At 73.4% G+C, this 16,757-nt stretch carries 4 protein-coding genes (1 of these 4 cut by a window edge); all 4 read right to left on the bottom strand.

Annotated features, from left to right (window positions below):
- Tightly spaced (each overlapping or abutting the next), the 4 genes in view from ACFXGA_RS11530 to ACFXGA_RS11515 form a layout consistent with a single transcriptional unit that may run on beyond the window.
- A protein-coding gene (locus ACFXGA_RS11530) for an SDR family NAD(P)-dependent oxidoreductase (RefSeq protein ID WP_378086748.1) crosses the window boundary here: on the bottom strand, window positions 1-959 show its 5' portion. 3,709 nt of this gene lie to the left of the window's left edge; the window shows 959 of its 4,668 coding nt (coding positions 1-959); it begins with the start codon at window positions 957-959; the stop codon falls past the left edge of the window.
- A complete protein-coding gene (locus tag ACFXGA_RS11525; RefSeq protein WP_378086746.1) occupies window positions 956-5,506 on the bottom strand; it encodes an SDR family NAD(P)-dependent oxidoreductase in 4,551 nt (1,516 codons plus the stop codon). Before ACFXGA_RS11525 ends, ACFXGA_RS11530 begins: the two co-directional genes overlap by 4 nt.
- A complete protein-coding gene (gene fabD, locus ACFXGA_RS11520; RefSeq protein ID WP_378086743.1) occupies window positions 5,503-6,750 on the bottom strand; it encodes an ACP S-malonyltransferase in 1,248 nt (415 codons plus the stop codon). Before fabD ends, ACFXGA_RS11525 begins: the two co-directional genes overlap by 4 nt.
- Window positions 6,747-16,703, bottom strand: coding sequence for an amino acid adenylation domain-containing protein (locus ACFXGA_RS11515; RefSeq protein ID WP_378086741.1), 9,957 nt, complete (start codon window positions 16,701-16,703; stop codon window positions 6,747-6,749). The genes fabD and ACFXGA_RS11515 overlap by 4 nt, the downstream gene beginning before the upstream one ends.
- Window positions 16,704-16,757: the final 54 nt, after the last annotated feature.

Here is a 16,757-nt window from a genome sequence, read left to right as displayed (position 1 = left end):
GACGTGCCGTCGTTGTTGATGGCGGACGCCTTGATGACGGCGCGGACGTGGTCGCGGTCGGCCAGCGCCTTCTTCAGCGGCTTGAGCAGCACGATGCCCGCGCCCTCGCCCCACAGCGTGCCGTTCGCGCGGGCGTCGAAGGTGCGCACGCTGTCGTCGCCGGAGACGACGCTGTCCATCGTCGCGCCGGACAGGAAGCTGGTCTTCGGCTCGCCGCCGGAGGACAGGTTGATGCCGCCCGCGAGCGCCATGTCGCACTCGCCCAGCAGCAGCGACTGGATGGCCTGGTGCACGCTGACGCTGCCCGCGGAGCAGGCGGTGTCGGTCATGAGGCACGGGCCCTTGAGGTCGAGCACGTAGGAGATGCGGCTGGCGACCATGCCCTCCCACGAACCGGAGAGCTGCATCGGGTGCCGCTCGGAGAACATCCGGTAGTAGGAGTAGTTCGACTGGTCGCGGCCCAGGAACACGCCGGTCCGGGACCCGACCGCGCTGTCGCCGCCGTAGCCCGCGTTCTCCAGCGCCTCGTACGCCACTTCGAGCGCGATCCGCTGGTTCGGGTCCATGTAGTCCGCTTCCAGCGGCGGGATGCCGAAGAAGCGGGAGTCGAAGTGGTCGATCCGGTCCAGGTAGCCGCTCACGGAGTAGAGCCGGTCGAGGTCGGCCTCGTCGACCGGGCGGCCCAGCATGACCTCCGCGTAGTACGGGTTGCGGAGGATGTCGTACATGTCCTCCTTGCGCGACTGCGGGTAGTCGCGGATGCAGTCCCGGCCGACCTTGAGGAACTCCCAGAACTGGTCGACGTTCTTGGCCTCGGCGAAGCGCCCGGCCAGGCCGATGACCGCGATGTCCTCGTGGAGGTTCGCCTCCGACAGTTCCAGCAGCAGCCTCTTGGCGCGGTCGCGGTCGATCTGCTTGTTGACGAATTGCTCGAGGATGAAATCCTTCACGCTGCTCATCTGGTGTCCGTTTCCTCGAGAAGACCCCGCCCGTCTTCGACCGTGATCGCGCCCTGCTCCAGCAGGTCCAGCAGCTTGTCGATGTCGCCCTCGTCGGCCTTGGCCGCGGGCGGCGGTCCCGCGGCGGCCGGCTCGTCCGCCCGCAGCCTGGCCTTGAGGCAGGCCGCCTGGGCGGCGACGGTGGTGCACCGGAAGAGGTCCGTGATGTCCATCAGACCGGGGTAGCGCTCGTCGTAGAGCTTGAGCACCTGCGCGGTCAGCAGCGAGTTGCCGCCGAGGTCGCCGAATTCCTCGTGCGCGTCCAGCACGTCGAGGTCGAGCGCCTCCGCCCAGATCTCCGCGACGCCGCGTTCGAGGTCCCCGACGTCGTCCAGGCCGTGCAGCTCGACGGCCCGGCCGGCCGCGCCCCGCCCGGCCTCCCGCGGCGCCGGTCGGGCCGGCTTGCGCATCCGGCCCGGCATGAGCACCGGGACGGGGTCGGCGGAGGTCAGCAGGGCGTCGAGCAGGTCCACCGCCTCGGCGGTGTCCAGCGGCGGGAACAGCTCGTCCTCGTCGGCCGCGCCCATGCGCTCGGCGATGCCGGTCTCGCGCCACGCGGGCCACTGCACGCTCAGGCCGGGCAGCCGCTCGCGGTCGCGGCGCTGGGCCAGGCTGTCCAGCACCAGGTTCGCCGCGGTGTAGTCGGTCTGGCCCTGGTCGAGCAGGAGCCCGGCGATGCTGGAGAACGCGACGAAGTAGTCGGGCCGGTCGGTCAGCGTGGCCTCGTGCAGGTGCACCGCGCCCAGCGCCTTCGGCCGGTACACCGCCATGAACTCGTCGAACGCCTTGGTGAACAGGAACCCGATCCCCGGCCGGCCGGCGAGGTGCAGCACGCCGGAGATCCGGCCGTGCCGCTCCCGCACGTCCCGCACGGTGCGCTCGACGGCCTCGCGGTCGCCCAGGTCGAGCCGCAGCACCTCGAACACGTCCAGGTCGCGCTCGAACTCCGCCCAGTCGGGCCGCGTCGCGTCCGCCCGGTCGGAGCCCAGCAGCACGAGCCTGCGCACGCCGCGCCGCACCAGGTGCCGCGCCACGGCGGTGCCGAGGTCGCCCGTGCCGCCGGACACGAGGGTCACCCCGTCGCCGGGCAGGGGCGGCCGCTCGCCGTCGCGGGGCGGGATCGGCCGCCGCTTCACGTGCGGCTCGTGCGGCCGGCCGTCCCGGTACAGCACGAACGGCGGCCGGTCGGCGGCCGTCGCCTCGGCCAGCAGCGCGGCCGGGCCGGTGCGCTCGTCGCTGTCCACGCAGCGGATGCCCAGCGCCTTGTACTCCAGCGCCGCGACGCGCATCAGGCCGAGCACGCCGGCCTGGCCGGGGTGGAGCGCGGACTCGTCGCCGGTGACGGCGAGCGCGTTGTGGGTGAGGACGAGCAGGCCGCCGGCGAACGCGAGCTGCCGGTCCGAGACGAGCTTGAGCAGGCCCAGCGCGCGTTCGACCGGCTCGCCGGTGGCCTGCGCGAGCGACGCGCCCGCGGCGGGCAGGCAGGCCAGCACGCCGAACGCGAACTCGCGCCGCTCGGCCACCCGCTCGGCCGCCGCCGCGTCCGGCACGGGGACGCAGTCGTAGCCGGACCTCTCCAGTTCGTCGCGCAGGCCGGCGAAGGCGTCGCCGAAGTCGCCGCACAGCAGCACGGAGCCGCTGCCCGGCCGCGCCGGCGCGGGCGGGGTGACGCGCCGGTACGCCTGGACGTACCCGTACTCGCCGGACCCGCGCACGTCGACGTCGGCCGCCGACTTGATGCGGTAGTTGTCCACCGTCAGCAGCACCCGGCCGGTCGGGTCGACCACGGTCACGTCGAACGCGTACAGCGCGCCGTCCACGGACTCCGGCCGCTTGCGGAAGTGCGCGAGCACGCGGGCGGGCAGCGAGTCGCGCACGGTCAGCACGCCGTACGAGAACGGCAGGTACAGCAGCTCCTGGTCGTGGGCGTTGCTGGGCGCGTTGACCACCGTGTCGAACAGCGCGGGGTGCAGCGCGTAGTCGGCCAGCTCGGACCGGTACCGCGCGGGCAGCTCGAACTCGTACAGCAGCTCGGTCGCCCCGGCGTCGGCGTACCCGTCGCCGAGCGTCCCGGTCCAGCGGTCGCTGACGTCGAGCCCCTTGGCGTGGTCGGAGCCCGCGGGCTCGCGGAGCGGGTGGTCCAGCCGCCGCCGCAGGGCCTCGACGTCGAGCGGCGCGACCGCGTCCGGCACGGCGTCGCGGACCAGCTCGGCCCGCGCGTTCTCCACCCAGTCGCCGTCGGCGCCCCGGCTGGCGATGGTGACGGCGGTGACGTCGCCCCTGGCCTCGAAGAGGACGTGGACCTCCTTGTCCTCGCCGTCGGCGACCGCGAGCGGGGCGGCGAAGAGGACGTCGCGCAGCGTCACGTCCGACCCGGCCAGGCCGAGCCGCCGGGCCGAGGACACGACCAGCTCGACCAGACCCGTGCCGGGCAGCACGGCGACCCCGTGGATGCGGTGCTCGCCCAGCTCCCAGAAGCGCTCGGGCGCGAGCCGGCACACGACGATGTCGCGGTGCAGCGAGCGCACGACCTCCGCGCCGTCGGCCAGGCCGCGGCGGCCCTGGTCGACGGGCTCGACCCAGCACCGGGACCGCTCGAACGGGTAGGTGGGCAGGGAGATCCGCCGGGCGTCGCGGGGCGCGAGCCGCCGCCAGTCGACGTCGGCGCCGCGGGTGTAGAGGGAGGCGAGCAGGCGCAGCGCGGCGCGGTCGGCGCCGGGGGCGACCGCGGCCGCGGCCCGCCGGTCCAGCTCGTCGCGCTCGGCGTGGGTGAGGTCGTGCGGCTCGCGCTTGTCGCCGCCGTCGAGCACCAGGCGGAACGAACCCCGGCTCACGTCCGGGTCCGCGACCTCGCCGTCCTCGACGAACCGCGCGAGCAGCGCGTCGAGTTCCGCGCGGGTCTCGAAGACGAACGCGGCGCGCACGCCGTGGTGCAGCCGGCCGACCGACGCGGTGAACGCCAGGTCGGCCGGGTCGACCTCGTGGCGGGCCAGGAACTCGCGGTAGCGCTCGGCGAGCCTGGTCAGCCCCTTGGCGTCGCGGGCGCTGAGCGGCAGCAGGCGGCAGGCGGGCGCGCGGTCGCGGGCCGGGACCGGGTCGGCGCTGCGCAGCACGAGATGGCAGTTCGTCCCGCTCAGCCCGAAGCTGTTGATCCCCGCGTACAACGTCTCGCGCTCGTCGTCCGACCACGGCACGGTCCGGTCGTTGACGAACACGGGCGTCTGCGCGAACGCGATGTTCCGGTTGGGCTCCTCGAAGTTGAGGCTCGCCGGCAGGACGCGGTGCTTGAGCGACAGCACGAGCTTGGCCAGCCCGGCCAGGCCGGACGCGTTGTCCATGTGGCCGATGTTGGTCTTGACCGTGCCGATGCCGCAGAACTGCTTGCGCGCGGTCTGCCGGGCGAACGCCCGCTCGATGCCGCTGACCTCGACCGGGTCGCCGAGCCGGGTGGCGGTGCCGTGCGCCTCGATGTAGCCGATCTGCTCGGCCCTGACCCCGGCGTCGGCGAGGGCTTCGGTGATGAGGTCGGCCTGCGCGTCGGCGTTGGGCGCGGTGATGCCGTTGGACGCGCCGTCCTGGTTGACCGCGCCGCCCATGATCACCGCGTGCACGTTGTCGCCGTCGCGGCGGGCGCGTTCCAGCGACTTCAGCACGAACACCACGCAGCCCTCGGCGGTGGTCGTGCCGTCGCCGCGGCGGTCGAACGTCCGGGTGCGGTGGTCGCCGGACAGCGTGTCCTGGATGTCCTTGATGCCGATGCCGGACTCGTCGTCGGCGTCCACCGGGACGAGGTCGGTCTTCACCGCGCCGACGATCGCCATCGAGCACTCGCCGTGCTGGATCGCCCGGTACGCCGTGTAGGCGGCCACCAGGCCGGACGAGCAGGCGGTGTCGACCAGCAGCGACGGGCCGCGCAGGTTCAGCAGGTAGGCGATCCGGCTCGCGATCATCGAGCGGATGTTGCCCGCGACCGCGATCTCCGGCGCGCCGGGGTCGACCGCCTGGACCACCGCCCGGTAGTCCTCGCCGAAGTCGGCCGACATGCCCGCGTAGACGCCGACCTTCGCGCCGCCGAGGTCCTTGTTCAGGTAGCCGGCGTCCTCGAGCGCGGCCCAGGCGGTCTCCAGGAAGATCCGCTGGTTCGGGTCGATGGCCTTGGCCTCCTGCCGCGACAGCGAGAAGAAGCGGTAGTCGAACTCGGACACGCTGGGCAGGCGGGCGCCGCCGGAGTAGCGCTCGGCCGCGATCGGCAGCCGCACGCCGCGCGCGGCGAGGTAGGCGTCCACGTCGGCGCGCCGCTCGTCCGACAGGTCGCGGTACCCCTCTTCGCCGCGCAGCAGGCTCGCCCAGAACCGGTCGAGGTCCTCCGCCGCGCCGACCCGGCCGCTCATCCCGATGATGGCGACGGGTTCGGCCTTGCGGCGCGGGCTGGAGTGCGTGACGCGGACGTCGGTGTCGTCCGGCAGCCGCGTCAGGTCGAGGTCGTCGAGACCGGGCAGGGAGGTCATGTGGCGAGCGCCCCCGCGATCGTCCGGAGGCCGGTCTCGCCGGTGCGCCGCAGGATCGACCCGACGCGGTCGCGCTGCTCGTCCTCGGGCACCTGCTTGGTCCTCATGATGGTGAGCAGCAGGTCCAGCGCCGTCTGCTTCTGCTCGTCGGAGAGCGTGTCCTGGTCGAGCTTGGCGAGGTCCTGGAGCTTGCGGTACGGCACGACGACGCCGTTGTGGTACTCGTCGGAGTCGAAGTTCCGGTTCCGGGTGGCCGCCGCGGCGCCCAGGCACAGCCCGACCAGCCCCGGCTCGCTCTTCTTCAGCTCGACGAGCCGGTCGAGCACCGCGCGGACCCGCTCGGGCTCCTCGTCCAGGCTGTGCACCTCGCCCGTGCCGACGGCGCCGGTGAGCATCTTCTTCAGCACCTGCTTGGGGCCGACCTCGATCCACACCGCCGCCTTGCGCGCCACCAGGGACGCCACGATGGCGCTCCAGCGGACGGGGCTGGTGAGCTGGACGGCCAGCGCCTGCCGGATGTCCTGCGGGCTCCCGTGCACCTCGCCGGTGACGTTGCTGTAGACCGGCACGGCGGGTTCGGCGAACTCGACCTCGTCCAGCGCCTTGGTGAACGCGGGCAGCGCGTCGGCCATGAAGGTGCTGTGGAACGCGCCGGCCACGTTGAGCTTGACCACCTTCGCGCCGCGGTCCTCCAGGTGCGCGGTCACGCCCTTGAGGTCGTCCAGCGTGCCCGACAGCACGGTCTGCGCGTCCGCGTTGTAGTTGGCGACCTGCACGTCGTGCCCGGCGGAGTTGAAGTCCTCGACGCACTTCTCCACGTCGGCGACCGGCATCCGCACCGCGGCGACCATGCCGGTGCCGCTGTCCGCGACGCAGCTCTCCATCGCCTCGCCGCGCACCTTGACCAGCCGCACGGCGTCCTCGAAGGTCAGCGCGCCCGCCGCGGCCAGCGCCGTGATCTCGCCGAGGCTGTGCCCGGTCATGTACGAGACCGGGATCCGGCGGCCCTCGGTCATCACCTCGTACATCGCGTAGCTGAGCACCAGCAGCGACACCTGGGCGAACCGGGTCCTGGTCACCTCGGCGGGCGGCGCGGTGAAGCACAGGTCCGCCAGCGAGTAGCCGACGATGTCGGACGCCTGCTCGAAGCGGTCCCGCACGACGCGGTTCTCGTCGAACCACTTCTTGCCCATGCCCGCGAACTGGGAACCCTGCCCCGGGAACACGATCACGAGATCCTTCATGACTGCACCTTCTCCTTCGACGCGGGCGGGGCCAGGGCTCCGAGGACCTTCACGTGGCCGCCCAGCAGCTGTTCCACCCGCGCGGGGTCCACCTCGCGGGCGTAGTCGATCCGGACCGCGACGGGGTCGGACGCGACGTCGACGGCGAGCACGAGGTCGAAGTGGCCGAGCAGGTCGGCCTCCGCGACCAGCCGGGCGCCGCCGCACGCGACGGACACGGTGCGGTCGACGCCGCGGCAGGCGACGAACCGCTCGAGGTCGAGCCGGTCGTTGCGGTCGCGCTGCCGCCGGTAGTCGGCCAGCACCTCGGCGAGGTCCGCCTTGCCGGCGAAGTCGAACCGCACCACGACCACGCGGCGGTCGTCGTCCACGACGCACAGCGAGACCTGGTCCTCGCCGAGGATCTTGTTGAGCGTGACCGCGAGCGCGACGTGCGCCAGGTCCTCCGGCCCGTGCGCGCCGTCGCCCAGCCGTGCCAGGGCCTGCGCGGTGCGCGCGGGCAGCGCGGCCTCCACCCGGCCGTCGGCCTCGGCGCCGCCGGCGAACCACGACTCGGGCAGCCGCACGCCGAACCCGGTCAGCAGCGCGTCGCCGTCGTCCCGGCCGAGCCGCGACTCCAGGTGCTTGCGCAGCTTGTCGATCGTCGGGTTCGCGAACAGGTCGCTCACGTCGAGCAGGCCGGGGAACTGCCGGTGCAGCTCCTCCAGCAGCAGGACCAGGCTGAACGAGTTGCCGCCGAGGTCGAAGAAGCTCTCGTCGGAGCCGATCGGGATGTCGCCGAGGACCTTGCGCCACGCCGCGACCAGCTGCTGCGCCACGCCCGTGCGCGGCTCGTCGGCGCGCTCGACCTCCGGCGCCGGCTGGTCGGCCCGCGCCTCCAGCGCCCGGCGGTCCACCTTGCCGCTCGTGGTCATCGGGATGTCCGCCACCGGGGCCAGGGTCGCGGGGACCATGTAGTCGGTCAGGCGCTCGGCCAGCCAGTCCCGCAACACCTCCGGCGCGAGGTAGGCGCCCTCGCGCACCTGGTAGAAGCCCCGGATGACCTGGCCGCCGCCGGGCAGCTCCCGCACGATCACCGCCGCGCCGGTCACCAGGTCGTGCCCGGTGATCGCCAGCTCGATCTCGCCCAGCTCGACCCGGTAGCCGCGGATCTTCACCTGGTCGTCCACCCGGCCCAGGCAGTGCACCTCGCCGTCGCGCCACAGCGCGCGGTCGCCGCTGAGGTAGATCCGGCCGTCCCCGAACGGGTTCGCGCGGAACCGCTCGCGGGTCAGCTCGGGCCGGTGGAGGTAGCCGGGCGACACGCCGAGCCCGCCGATCCACAGGTTCCCCGCCACGCCCTCGGGCACCAGCCGGAGGTTGTCGTCCAGCACGTAGAACGTGGTGTTGGCGATCGGCGTGCCGATGGTGACGGCGTCGGCGCCGCCGGTGAGGTCCTTGGCGCTGGACCAGATGCAGGTCTCGGTCGGGCCGTAGACGTTGTGGACCTCCAACGACTCGTGCTCGGCCAGCCGCGGCAGCAGGTCCTCCGGGAACGCCTCGCCGCCGACGATGAGCTTGTCCAGCCGGGCGAGGGCGCGGTGGGCGGCGGCGGGGTCGGCGAACAGCAGGCGCAGCCGGGTCGGCGTCATCTGGAGGTACTGGACGCCGTTGGCGACGACGAACTCGGCGATGTCCGCGGGCGTGCGGACCTCCGCCTCGCCCGCCACCACGACCGTGCCGCCCTTGGCGAGGGTCAGCAGCGTCTCCAGCAGGAAGATGTCGAACGACGGGGTGGTGAGGCAGCCCACCGCCCTGTGCTCGGCCCACCCCAGCGCCTCGGGCATCCCGACCAGGAAGTTCGCCAGCGACCCGTTCGTCACCGTGACGCCCTTGGGCGTGCCGGTCGAGCCCGACGTGAAGATGACGTACGCCAGGTCGTCCGGGCCGGTCCGCGCCGCGGCGGGCACGCCGCCGTCGAGCGGGCCGCCCTCCCCCGGCACCAGCGCGCGGTCGCCGAGGTCCACCGCGGCGGCCAGGTCCGCGCCGCACACGACCTTCTTCGGCTCGGCGGTGTCGATCACCAGCCGCAGCCGCTTCGCCGGGTCCTTCACGTCCATCGGCAGCCACGCCGCGCCGATGCGGTTGACCGCGAGCATCAGCGTGACCAGCTCGGGCGACGGCGGCAGCAGGAGCCCGACCAGGTCCCGCTCCCCCACGCCGTGCGCGCGCAGCCAGCCGGCGGACCGGTCCACCCGCTCGGCCAGCTCGGCGTAGGTGACCTCTTGGCCGCCGAACCGGATCGCGGGCCGTCCGGCGTGGTCGCGCAGCGCCGCGTCGAACACCTCGGCGAGGGTCGGCACGTCCGCGACGACCGGCCCGGCGCCCCACGCCAGCAGCCGCTCCCGGGTCTCGTCGGCCAACCGGGACAGCTCGTCCACGGTCTGGTCCGGCTCGCGCACGACCCGCGCGACGAGGTCCACGAACTGCTCGGCCAGCCCGGTCATCCGCCGCTCGCCGTACACGCCGGAGAAGTTCAGGTCGCCGAACAGGCCGCCGTCGCGCTCGGTCAGCTCCAGCGACAGCGCGAACATCGAGCGCGGCACGCCGAAGTCCTCCGACGTGCCCTCGACGTCGCCGAACCGGCGCACCCGCTCGCGGGCGTTGGTGAAGGTGAACATGACGTCGAACAGCGCGTTGCGCCCGAAGTCGCGGTCCAGGTCCAGCTCCTGGACCAGCACGTCGTAGGAGTACGACGAGTGGTCCACCGCCGCGAGGCTGGTGTCGCGCACCGCGTGCAGCAGGTCCGGCACGCGGGTGTCCGCGGTCGGCCGGATCCGCAGCGGCAGGGACTGGGCGAACATGCCGACGGTGCCGTCGAACGAGCCGATGATGCGCTGGTCCAGCGGCACGCCGACGCACAGGTCGTCCGAGCCCGTGGCGTGGGCGAGCAGCACCGACCACAGCGACAGGTAGAAGATGAACGGCGTGGTGCGGTGCCGCTCGATCACCGCCTTGGCCGCCCGGTGCAGCTCGTCGTCGATCCGGAAGTAGTGGTGCGTGCCGGTGAAGTCGTTCACCAGCGGGTACGGCGAGTCGGTCGGCAGGTTCAGCGGCGGCGGCACGGTCTCGAACTCGCGCAGCCACCACCGGCGGTGCTCCTGGTACGCGGGCGAGGCGGCGGACCGGGCCTGCTGCCGCACGAACGCCGCGTAGCCGTCGGACCGCACGTCGGCCAGCGCGCCGCGGGCGAGGTGGTCGGCGAGGTCGCCGAGGATGATGTCGATGGACGCGCCGTCGGCCACGATGTGGTGCAGCGACAGCACCAGGTGGTGCGTGCCGTCCGCGTCGATGACGATCCCGCAGCGCCACAGCGGCGGCCGGGCCAGGTCGAACGGCCGGTTCATCGCCGCGACGACGTCCTCGGTGCGCAGCGCGGGGTCGCGCCGGTGGTCGAAGACGTGGAACTCGGGCGTGACCTCGGCCGAGACGCGCGCCTTGATGTCGGTCGCGTCGATCTCGTAGTACGCGCGCAGCTTCTCGTGCTTGCGGGCGATCGCCGCGAACGCCTCGGCCAGCCGCCCCGGGTCGACCGGGCCGTCGAAGCGCAGGCCGGTCACGATCTGGTACGCCTCGTTGCCGCCGCGCATCCGCGACAGCACGTAGACCCGCTTCTCCTGCTCGGACACGGCGGTGGCGTCGAGCGGTTCGAGGCCCGCGCCCCGACGCGCGCCGGACGGCAGGCCGCGCGGCGCGGTCGAGGTCGCCCGCCGGAAGTCGAACCCGCCGGCGCGCAGCGCCTCGACGCTGGTGCGGATGACCTCGAAGATGCGGTCCTGGTGCTCCCGCGTGTGCGCCAGGGAGAAGTACGCGGTCCGGCGCTCCCACACGTAGACGCCGTGGAACACCATGAGCTTGAAGAACAGGTTGAGCGTCAACGACATGTCGGTCATGTCGCGCGGCACGACCGTCTCGTACTTGTAGAGCGACGCGAAGTGCGACACCTTCAGCGGCACTTCCTCCGCCTCGAAGTAGTCGTTCACGCGACGCGCGAAGTCGGCCGTGAGCCGGTTGACGGCGGCCAGCTCCTCCTCGCCGTGGTCGCGCAGGTAGGTCAGCGCGGCCTTGCAGGCGGCCATCGTCAGCGGGTGCTTGCAGAACGTCCCGGCGAAGAACGTGGTGGGCACGGCCGGCTTGGAGTCGTCCACGTCCGACCACGCGCCGCCGTCCACGGCGTCGAGGTACTTGCTCTTGCCGGCGATGATGCCGATCGGCATCCCGCCGCCGACGAGCTTGCCGTACAGCGACATGTCGGACTCGACGCCGAAGTGCTCCTGCGCGCCGCCCAGCGCGATCCGGAAGCCCACGATCATCTCGTCGAAGATCAGCGCGATGCCGTGCTCGGTGCAGATCCGACGCAGCTCCCGCAGGAACTCCGTCGGCTGGAGCGTCGGGTTGCGCGACTGGACCGGCTCGACCAGCACGGCGGCCAGCTCGGAGCCGTGCCGGCGGATGCGGTCCAGCGACTCGGCGCTGCCGTAGGTGAGCACCATCGTGTCGTCCACCGCCGACTGCGGGATGCCGATCGAGGTGGGGATGCTGTCCTCGCCGTCGGCCTCGGCCAGCACGGCGTCGTAGCTGCCGTGGAAGGAGGTGAGGAACCTCGCGATCTTGTCGCGGCCGCTGACCGCGCGGGCCAGCCGCACGGACACCATCACGGCCTCGGTGCCGGTGTTGCAGAACGCGACCCGCTCCGCGCCGGTCATCTCGTGCACCAGCTCCGCGACCTCGCCCGCCACCCGGTTCTGCGGACCCAGCTCGTAGCCGCGGTCGAGCTGGTCGCGCACGGCGTCGACGATGAAGTCCGGCTGGTGGCCGAAGAAGTGGACGCCGTAGCCCATCGCGGTGTCGATGTACTCGTTGCCGTCCACGTCCCAGAAGGTCGCGCCGCGCGAGCGGGCCGACACGACGGGGTAGACCGTCTCCTTGATGCTGGGGTTGAAGTTGAGCGAGGCGATCCAGTCGGCCAGCACCTCGCGGTGCTCCCCCGCGTACTGCTTGGACGTCGGGGTCTTCGCGGTGAACCGCGCCACGAAGTCGCGGATGAACCCGGCCTGCTCGTCGGTGAGCCGGTCGTCGGTCAGCTCGATGTTGTTGGTGTAGGTGCCCACCTTGCGCGCCGGGGCCGCCGGGCGGCGCTTCTCCGCCTTCGGGGCCGCGGCCGGGTTCGGGGCCGGGGTCGGGTTGAGGGCCGGGGCCGGGGTCGGGGTCGGGGCTCCGGTCGCCGTGCCCGCGAGCACGTCCAACTGCTGCTGCATGATCTCGAGCTGCGACCGGATGATGCCCTCGATGCCGGGCGCCGGCGCGGCGGCCCCGACCTCGGCCCGGACCGGCGACGCCACGGCGACCGGCGGCGGGGTCGCGGCGGCGACGGGCTCGGCGGGGAGCGCCGCCGGGACCGCCTCGGCGGGGCGGTGCTCCAGCACGAAGTCGGCCAGCAGCCCCGGCGTGTAGAGGGACTCGAAGAACGCCTTGATCGGGATGTCGAGCGCGTACTCGGCCTCGACGCGCTTGCCGAGCTGGACGAGCATCAGCGAGTCGATGCCCAGGGCGAACAGCTGGACGGACTCCTCGATCGCGTCCACGGCCACGCCGGTGACCTGGCTGATGACCTGCTTGACGAACACGACGACTGCTTCCCGCTCGGCCATGCGCCGCACACCGGTCCTCTCCGCCTCGACGACGACGGGTCGCGCCGCCTCACCGCCCTGCTGCCCGGACCGGTCGGAGTACCAGGTCCGACGCCGGTCGAACGGGGTGTGCGGCAGGTCGCGGACGAGGGCGCCGGAACCGCCGCCGGGCAGCCTGGTCCACTCCAGCGAGCGGCCCTGCTCCCACAGCACCGCCGCGCTCTCCAGCAGCTGCCGCGTGTCCGAACGCCCCTTGCGCAGGCTCGGCACGACGATCGCGTCCGGGTGCTCCTGCGCGATGAGGCCGCCGACCGTGGCGGTGGCGCCGATCTCGAGGAAGACGCGTGCGCCGCCCGCGACCGCGCCGGCCACCGCCGCCCGGAACAGGACGGGCTCGATCAGGTGCTCGCTCCAGTACCGCGCGTCGATCGGCGCGTCGGCGGCGACGGGCCCGCCGGTCCGCGCGGAGAACCACGGGACGGCGGGCGGGTCGAACGCGTGGTGCCGGATCTGCTCGTGCAGGTCCCGCGCGGCCTGGGCCATGCGCGCGGAGTGGTACGGGTGCGAGACGTCCAGGCGCTCGGTGAAGACCCGCTGCCTCCGGGCGGCCTTGAGCACCGCCGCCAGGCTGTCGGCCGGGCCCGCCACCGTGGTGTTCTCGGCCGCGTTGACCGCGGCGACGGAGACGTCCGGGAAGTCGGCGAGCAACCGCTCGGCCTGCTCCCGCGAGCACAGCAGCGTGGCCATGGAGCCGTCCACCCCGGACGCCTCCACGACCCGCGCCCGGCGCGTGACCAGGTCGACCGCCTGGGTGAGGCTCATGACCGACGCGAAGCAGGCGGCCGCGTACTCGCCGATGCTGTGGCCGATCACGGCCGACGGCGTGACGCCGAGCGCCTGCCAGTACCGCGCGAGGGCCAGCTCGACCGCGAAGATCATCGGCTGGGTGTGGCGCGGCGACCGGAACGGCTCCTCGTCGTCGCCGAACATGGCCTCGACCGGCGACACGTCGCCGATCCGGCGGAACGCCCGGTCGATCTCGTCCAGCTCGTCGCGGAACAGCGTGGCGTGCTCGTACAGCTCCCGCGCCATGCCCGGGTACTGCGTGCCCTGGCCGGCGAAGACGAACACCTGGCCCGCGCCCGCCTGGTCACGGGTCTCCAGCGCGCCCAGCGCGGCCTCGGCCGCGGCCGGGATGCCGGCCACCGAGTCGCAGACCAGCGCCGCCCGGTGCCGCAGGGCGGCCCGCCGCTCGCCCAGCGTGTGCGCGATGTCGGCGAGGTCGGCGGTCGTGCCCGCGCTCCACTCGGCCAGGTTCCGCAGCGCGGTGCGCAGCGCGGCGTCCGACTTCGCGGAGACGGGCAGCAGGCGGGCCAGGCCGGGCGTCGGCCGCGTGGCGCGCGGCTTCGGCCGGTACTCCTCCACGATCATGTGGGCGTTGCTGCCGTTGATGCCGAAGGAGCTGATGCCGGCGCGGCGGACGCCGCCGACCGGCTCCCACGGCACCTCGTCGGTCACGACCTCGATCGGGATGGCGTCCCAGTCGATGAGGCGGTTGCCCTCGCGGAAGTGCAGCGTGGCCGGGAGCCTGCCGTGCCGCAGGGACACGACCACCTTGCACAGCGCGGCCATGCCCGCGGCGGACTCCAGGTGGCCGAGGTTGGACTTGACGCTGCCGACGCGCAGCTTGTCCCGCCGGCCCGCGAACACCCGGGCCAGGGCGTTGACCTCCTGCGGGTCGCCGATCGGCGTGCCGGAGCCGTGCGCCTCGACGTAGGAGACGTCCTCGATCCCGACGCCCGCCTCGGCCATCGCGGCCTCGACCACGCGCTGCTGCGCGGTGCCGCTCGGCACGGTGAACCCGCCGCCCCCGCCGTTGTGGTTGACGGCGGAGCCGCTGATGACGGCGAGGACGTCGTCGCCGTCGCGCTCCGCGTCGGACAGCCGCTTGAGGATGACGACCGTGCCGCCCTCGCTGCGGATGTAGCCGTCGGCGCCGTCGTCGAAGCTGCGGCACCGACCGGTCGGGGACAACGCCTGCAGGCGCGACCACGACACGTGGCCCTCCGGGCTGAGGATCAGGTTCACCGCCGCGGCCACGACCACGTCGCAGCCGCCCTGCTTCAGCTCGCGGCCCGCCTGGTGCAGCGCGTACAGCGAGGACGCGCAGGCGGCGTCGATCGCCTGGCTGGGGCCCTCGAAGCCGTAGGTGTAGGAGATCCGGCCGGCCGCCGAGTTCGCCATGTTGCCGGTGTAGCTGTAGCGCTCGGCCGGGTGGCCGAGGTTCTTGCCGACCTGGACGTAGTCGTTGGTGTAGATGCCGACGAACACGCCGACGCGGCGGTCGCGCCCGGCGGTGGTCGGGTCCATCCCGGCGTCTTCGAGCGCTTCCCACGTCAGCTCCAGCAGCAGCCGCTGCTGGGGGTCGATCGACTCGGCCTCGGCGGGCGAGATGTTGAAGAACAGCGGGTCGAACTGGTCCACCTGGTCGAGGTAGCCGCCCTGGGTGGTGGTGACCTCGCCGGTGTCGAGGTCGCTGTGCGCCCACCGGTCGGCGGGCACCTCGCGCACCACGTCGACCTTGCCGCTCAACGTCTCCCAGAGCTGGTCGCGGGTCTCGATGCCGCCGGGCAGCCGGAACGCCATGCCGACCACCGCGAGCGGCTCGGCGGCGAACGCGGCCGCGGGCGTCGGCTCGGCGCGGGACGCGGCCGGCGCGCGGACCTCGCCGACGCGGCGGCCCAGCTCGTCGGTGAGCGCGTTCGCGGTGGGGTGGTCGATGATGAAGGTGCTCTCCAGCGAGACGCCCAGCTCGCGCGCGAGCCCGCTCTGGAGCTTGATGAGCTGCATCGACGTGCAGCCCAGTTCGAACAGGCTCTTCTCGTAGTCGTCCTGGCGCAGGTCACCGGCGATGCCCAGCACGTCCGCGACGTGCCGCGACACCAGGCCCGCCAGCGACCCCCGGTCGGCGGCCGGGACCGGCTCGGCGGCGCGGGAGCCGGCCGCGCCCGGCGCGTCCAGGTCGGGCAGGTCGATCGCCCGGCCGCCGGCGAGCAGCGGCTCCCAGTCGACCGGCAGGCCGCTCACGTACGCCTCGGCCAGCGAGGTCAGGAAGTGCTCCAGGCCCTGCTCGTCCCGCCGCAGCGAGGTGAGCACCGGCACCTCCACGCCGACGTCCTCGGCGGTCTGGCGCAGCGCCAGCGTCAGCACGGGGTGCGCGGTGACCTCGACGAACGCCTGGTAGCCGTCGGCCAGCATGGCCCTGGTCGCGCTCTCGAAGAGCATCGGCTGGCGCAGGTTGCGGTACCAGTACTCGGCGTCCAGCCCGGTGGTGTCCACCACCGCGCCCGCCTTGCCGGAGTAGAACGGGATGTCGGACGCCCGCGGGGTGATCGACGCCAGCGAGGCCAGCACGGTGTCCCGCACCTCCTCGACCCGCGGCGAGTGGGCGGCCAGCGGCACGGAGGTCACGTGGGCGTAGACGCCCGAGGCGCGCAACCGCTCGGCGGCGAGCGCGAGCACGTCGCGGTCGCCGGAGACCACCACCGTGCGCGGCGCCATGATGCCCGAGACGTCCACGTCGTGGCCGTGCTCGGCGAACCACGCGACCACGTCGTCCACCGGCAGCGCCACCACGGCCATGCCGCCCCGGCCGGCCAGCGCGGACTGCGCGCGGCTCCACAGCACGGCGGTCTTGGCCGCGTCGTCCAAGGACAGCGCGCCGGAGACGAAGGCCGCGGCGGCCTCGCCGATGCTGTGCCCCACGACCGCGTCCGGCCGGACGCCGTGGGACCGCCACAGCTCGGCCAGCGACACCATGATCGAGAACAGCACGGGCTGCACGACGTCGGTCTGCTCGTACAGGTCCGCCGCGTCCGACCGCAGCACGTCGACCAGCGACCAGTCCACGTGCGGCGCGAGGGCGTCGGCGCAGTCCCCGATCCGCCGCGCGAACACCGGCGCGGAGTCGAGCAGCTCGGCCGCCATGCCCGGCCAGATCGCGCCCTGGCCCGGGAACACGAACGCGGTGCGGGTCACGGCGGCGGCCGTGCCCTCGACCACGTCCGGGCTCGGCCGGCCCTGGGCGAGCAGGTCCAGCGGCCCGGCGAAGTCGTCGCCGCGGCCCAGCAGCACCGCGCGGCGCGCATGCGGCGGTCGGGCCGCCAGCGCGCGGCCGACGTCCCGGGGGTCCGCGGCCGTGCCGCCGACGAAGTCGCGCAACCGGCCGGCCGCCTCGCGCAGCGCCCGCTCGTCCGGCGCGCCCAGGATCCAGGGGATCGTCATCGCCGCCTCACCACCCGGCCACGCGGGGTGCTTGCCATGACGGCCTCCGGGGTG

Origin of the sequence: Actinosynnema sp. NPDC059335, from assembly GCF_042752395.1 — a bacterium.
In the GTDB taxonomy this organism is placed as follows: domain Bacteria; phylum Actinomycetota; class Actinomycetes; order Mycobacteriales; family Pseudonocardiaceae; genus Actinosynnema.
Note: the sequence above shows the minus strand (reverse complement) of the source record. Positions and strands in the feature narration are given on the sequence as shown.

Coding starts and splice junctions, on each gene's coding strand:
- ACFXGA_RS11525 (WP_378086746.1), bottom strand. CDS start 5,506: ATGACCTCCCTGCCCGGTCTCGACGACCTCGACCTGACGCGGCTGCCG.
- fabD (WP_378086743.1), bottom strand. CDS start 6,750: ATGAAGGATCTCGTGATCGTGTTCCCGGGGCAGGGTTCCCAGTTCGCG.
- ACFXGA_RS11515 (WP_378086741.1), bottom strand. CDS start 16,703: ATGACGATCCCCTGGATCCTGGGCGCGCCGGACGAGCGGGCGCTGCGC.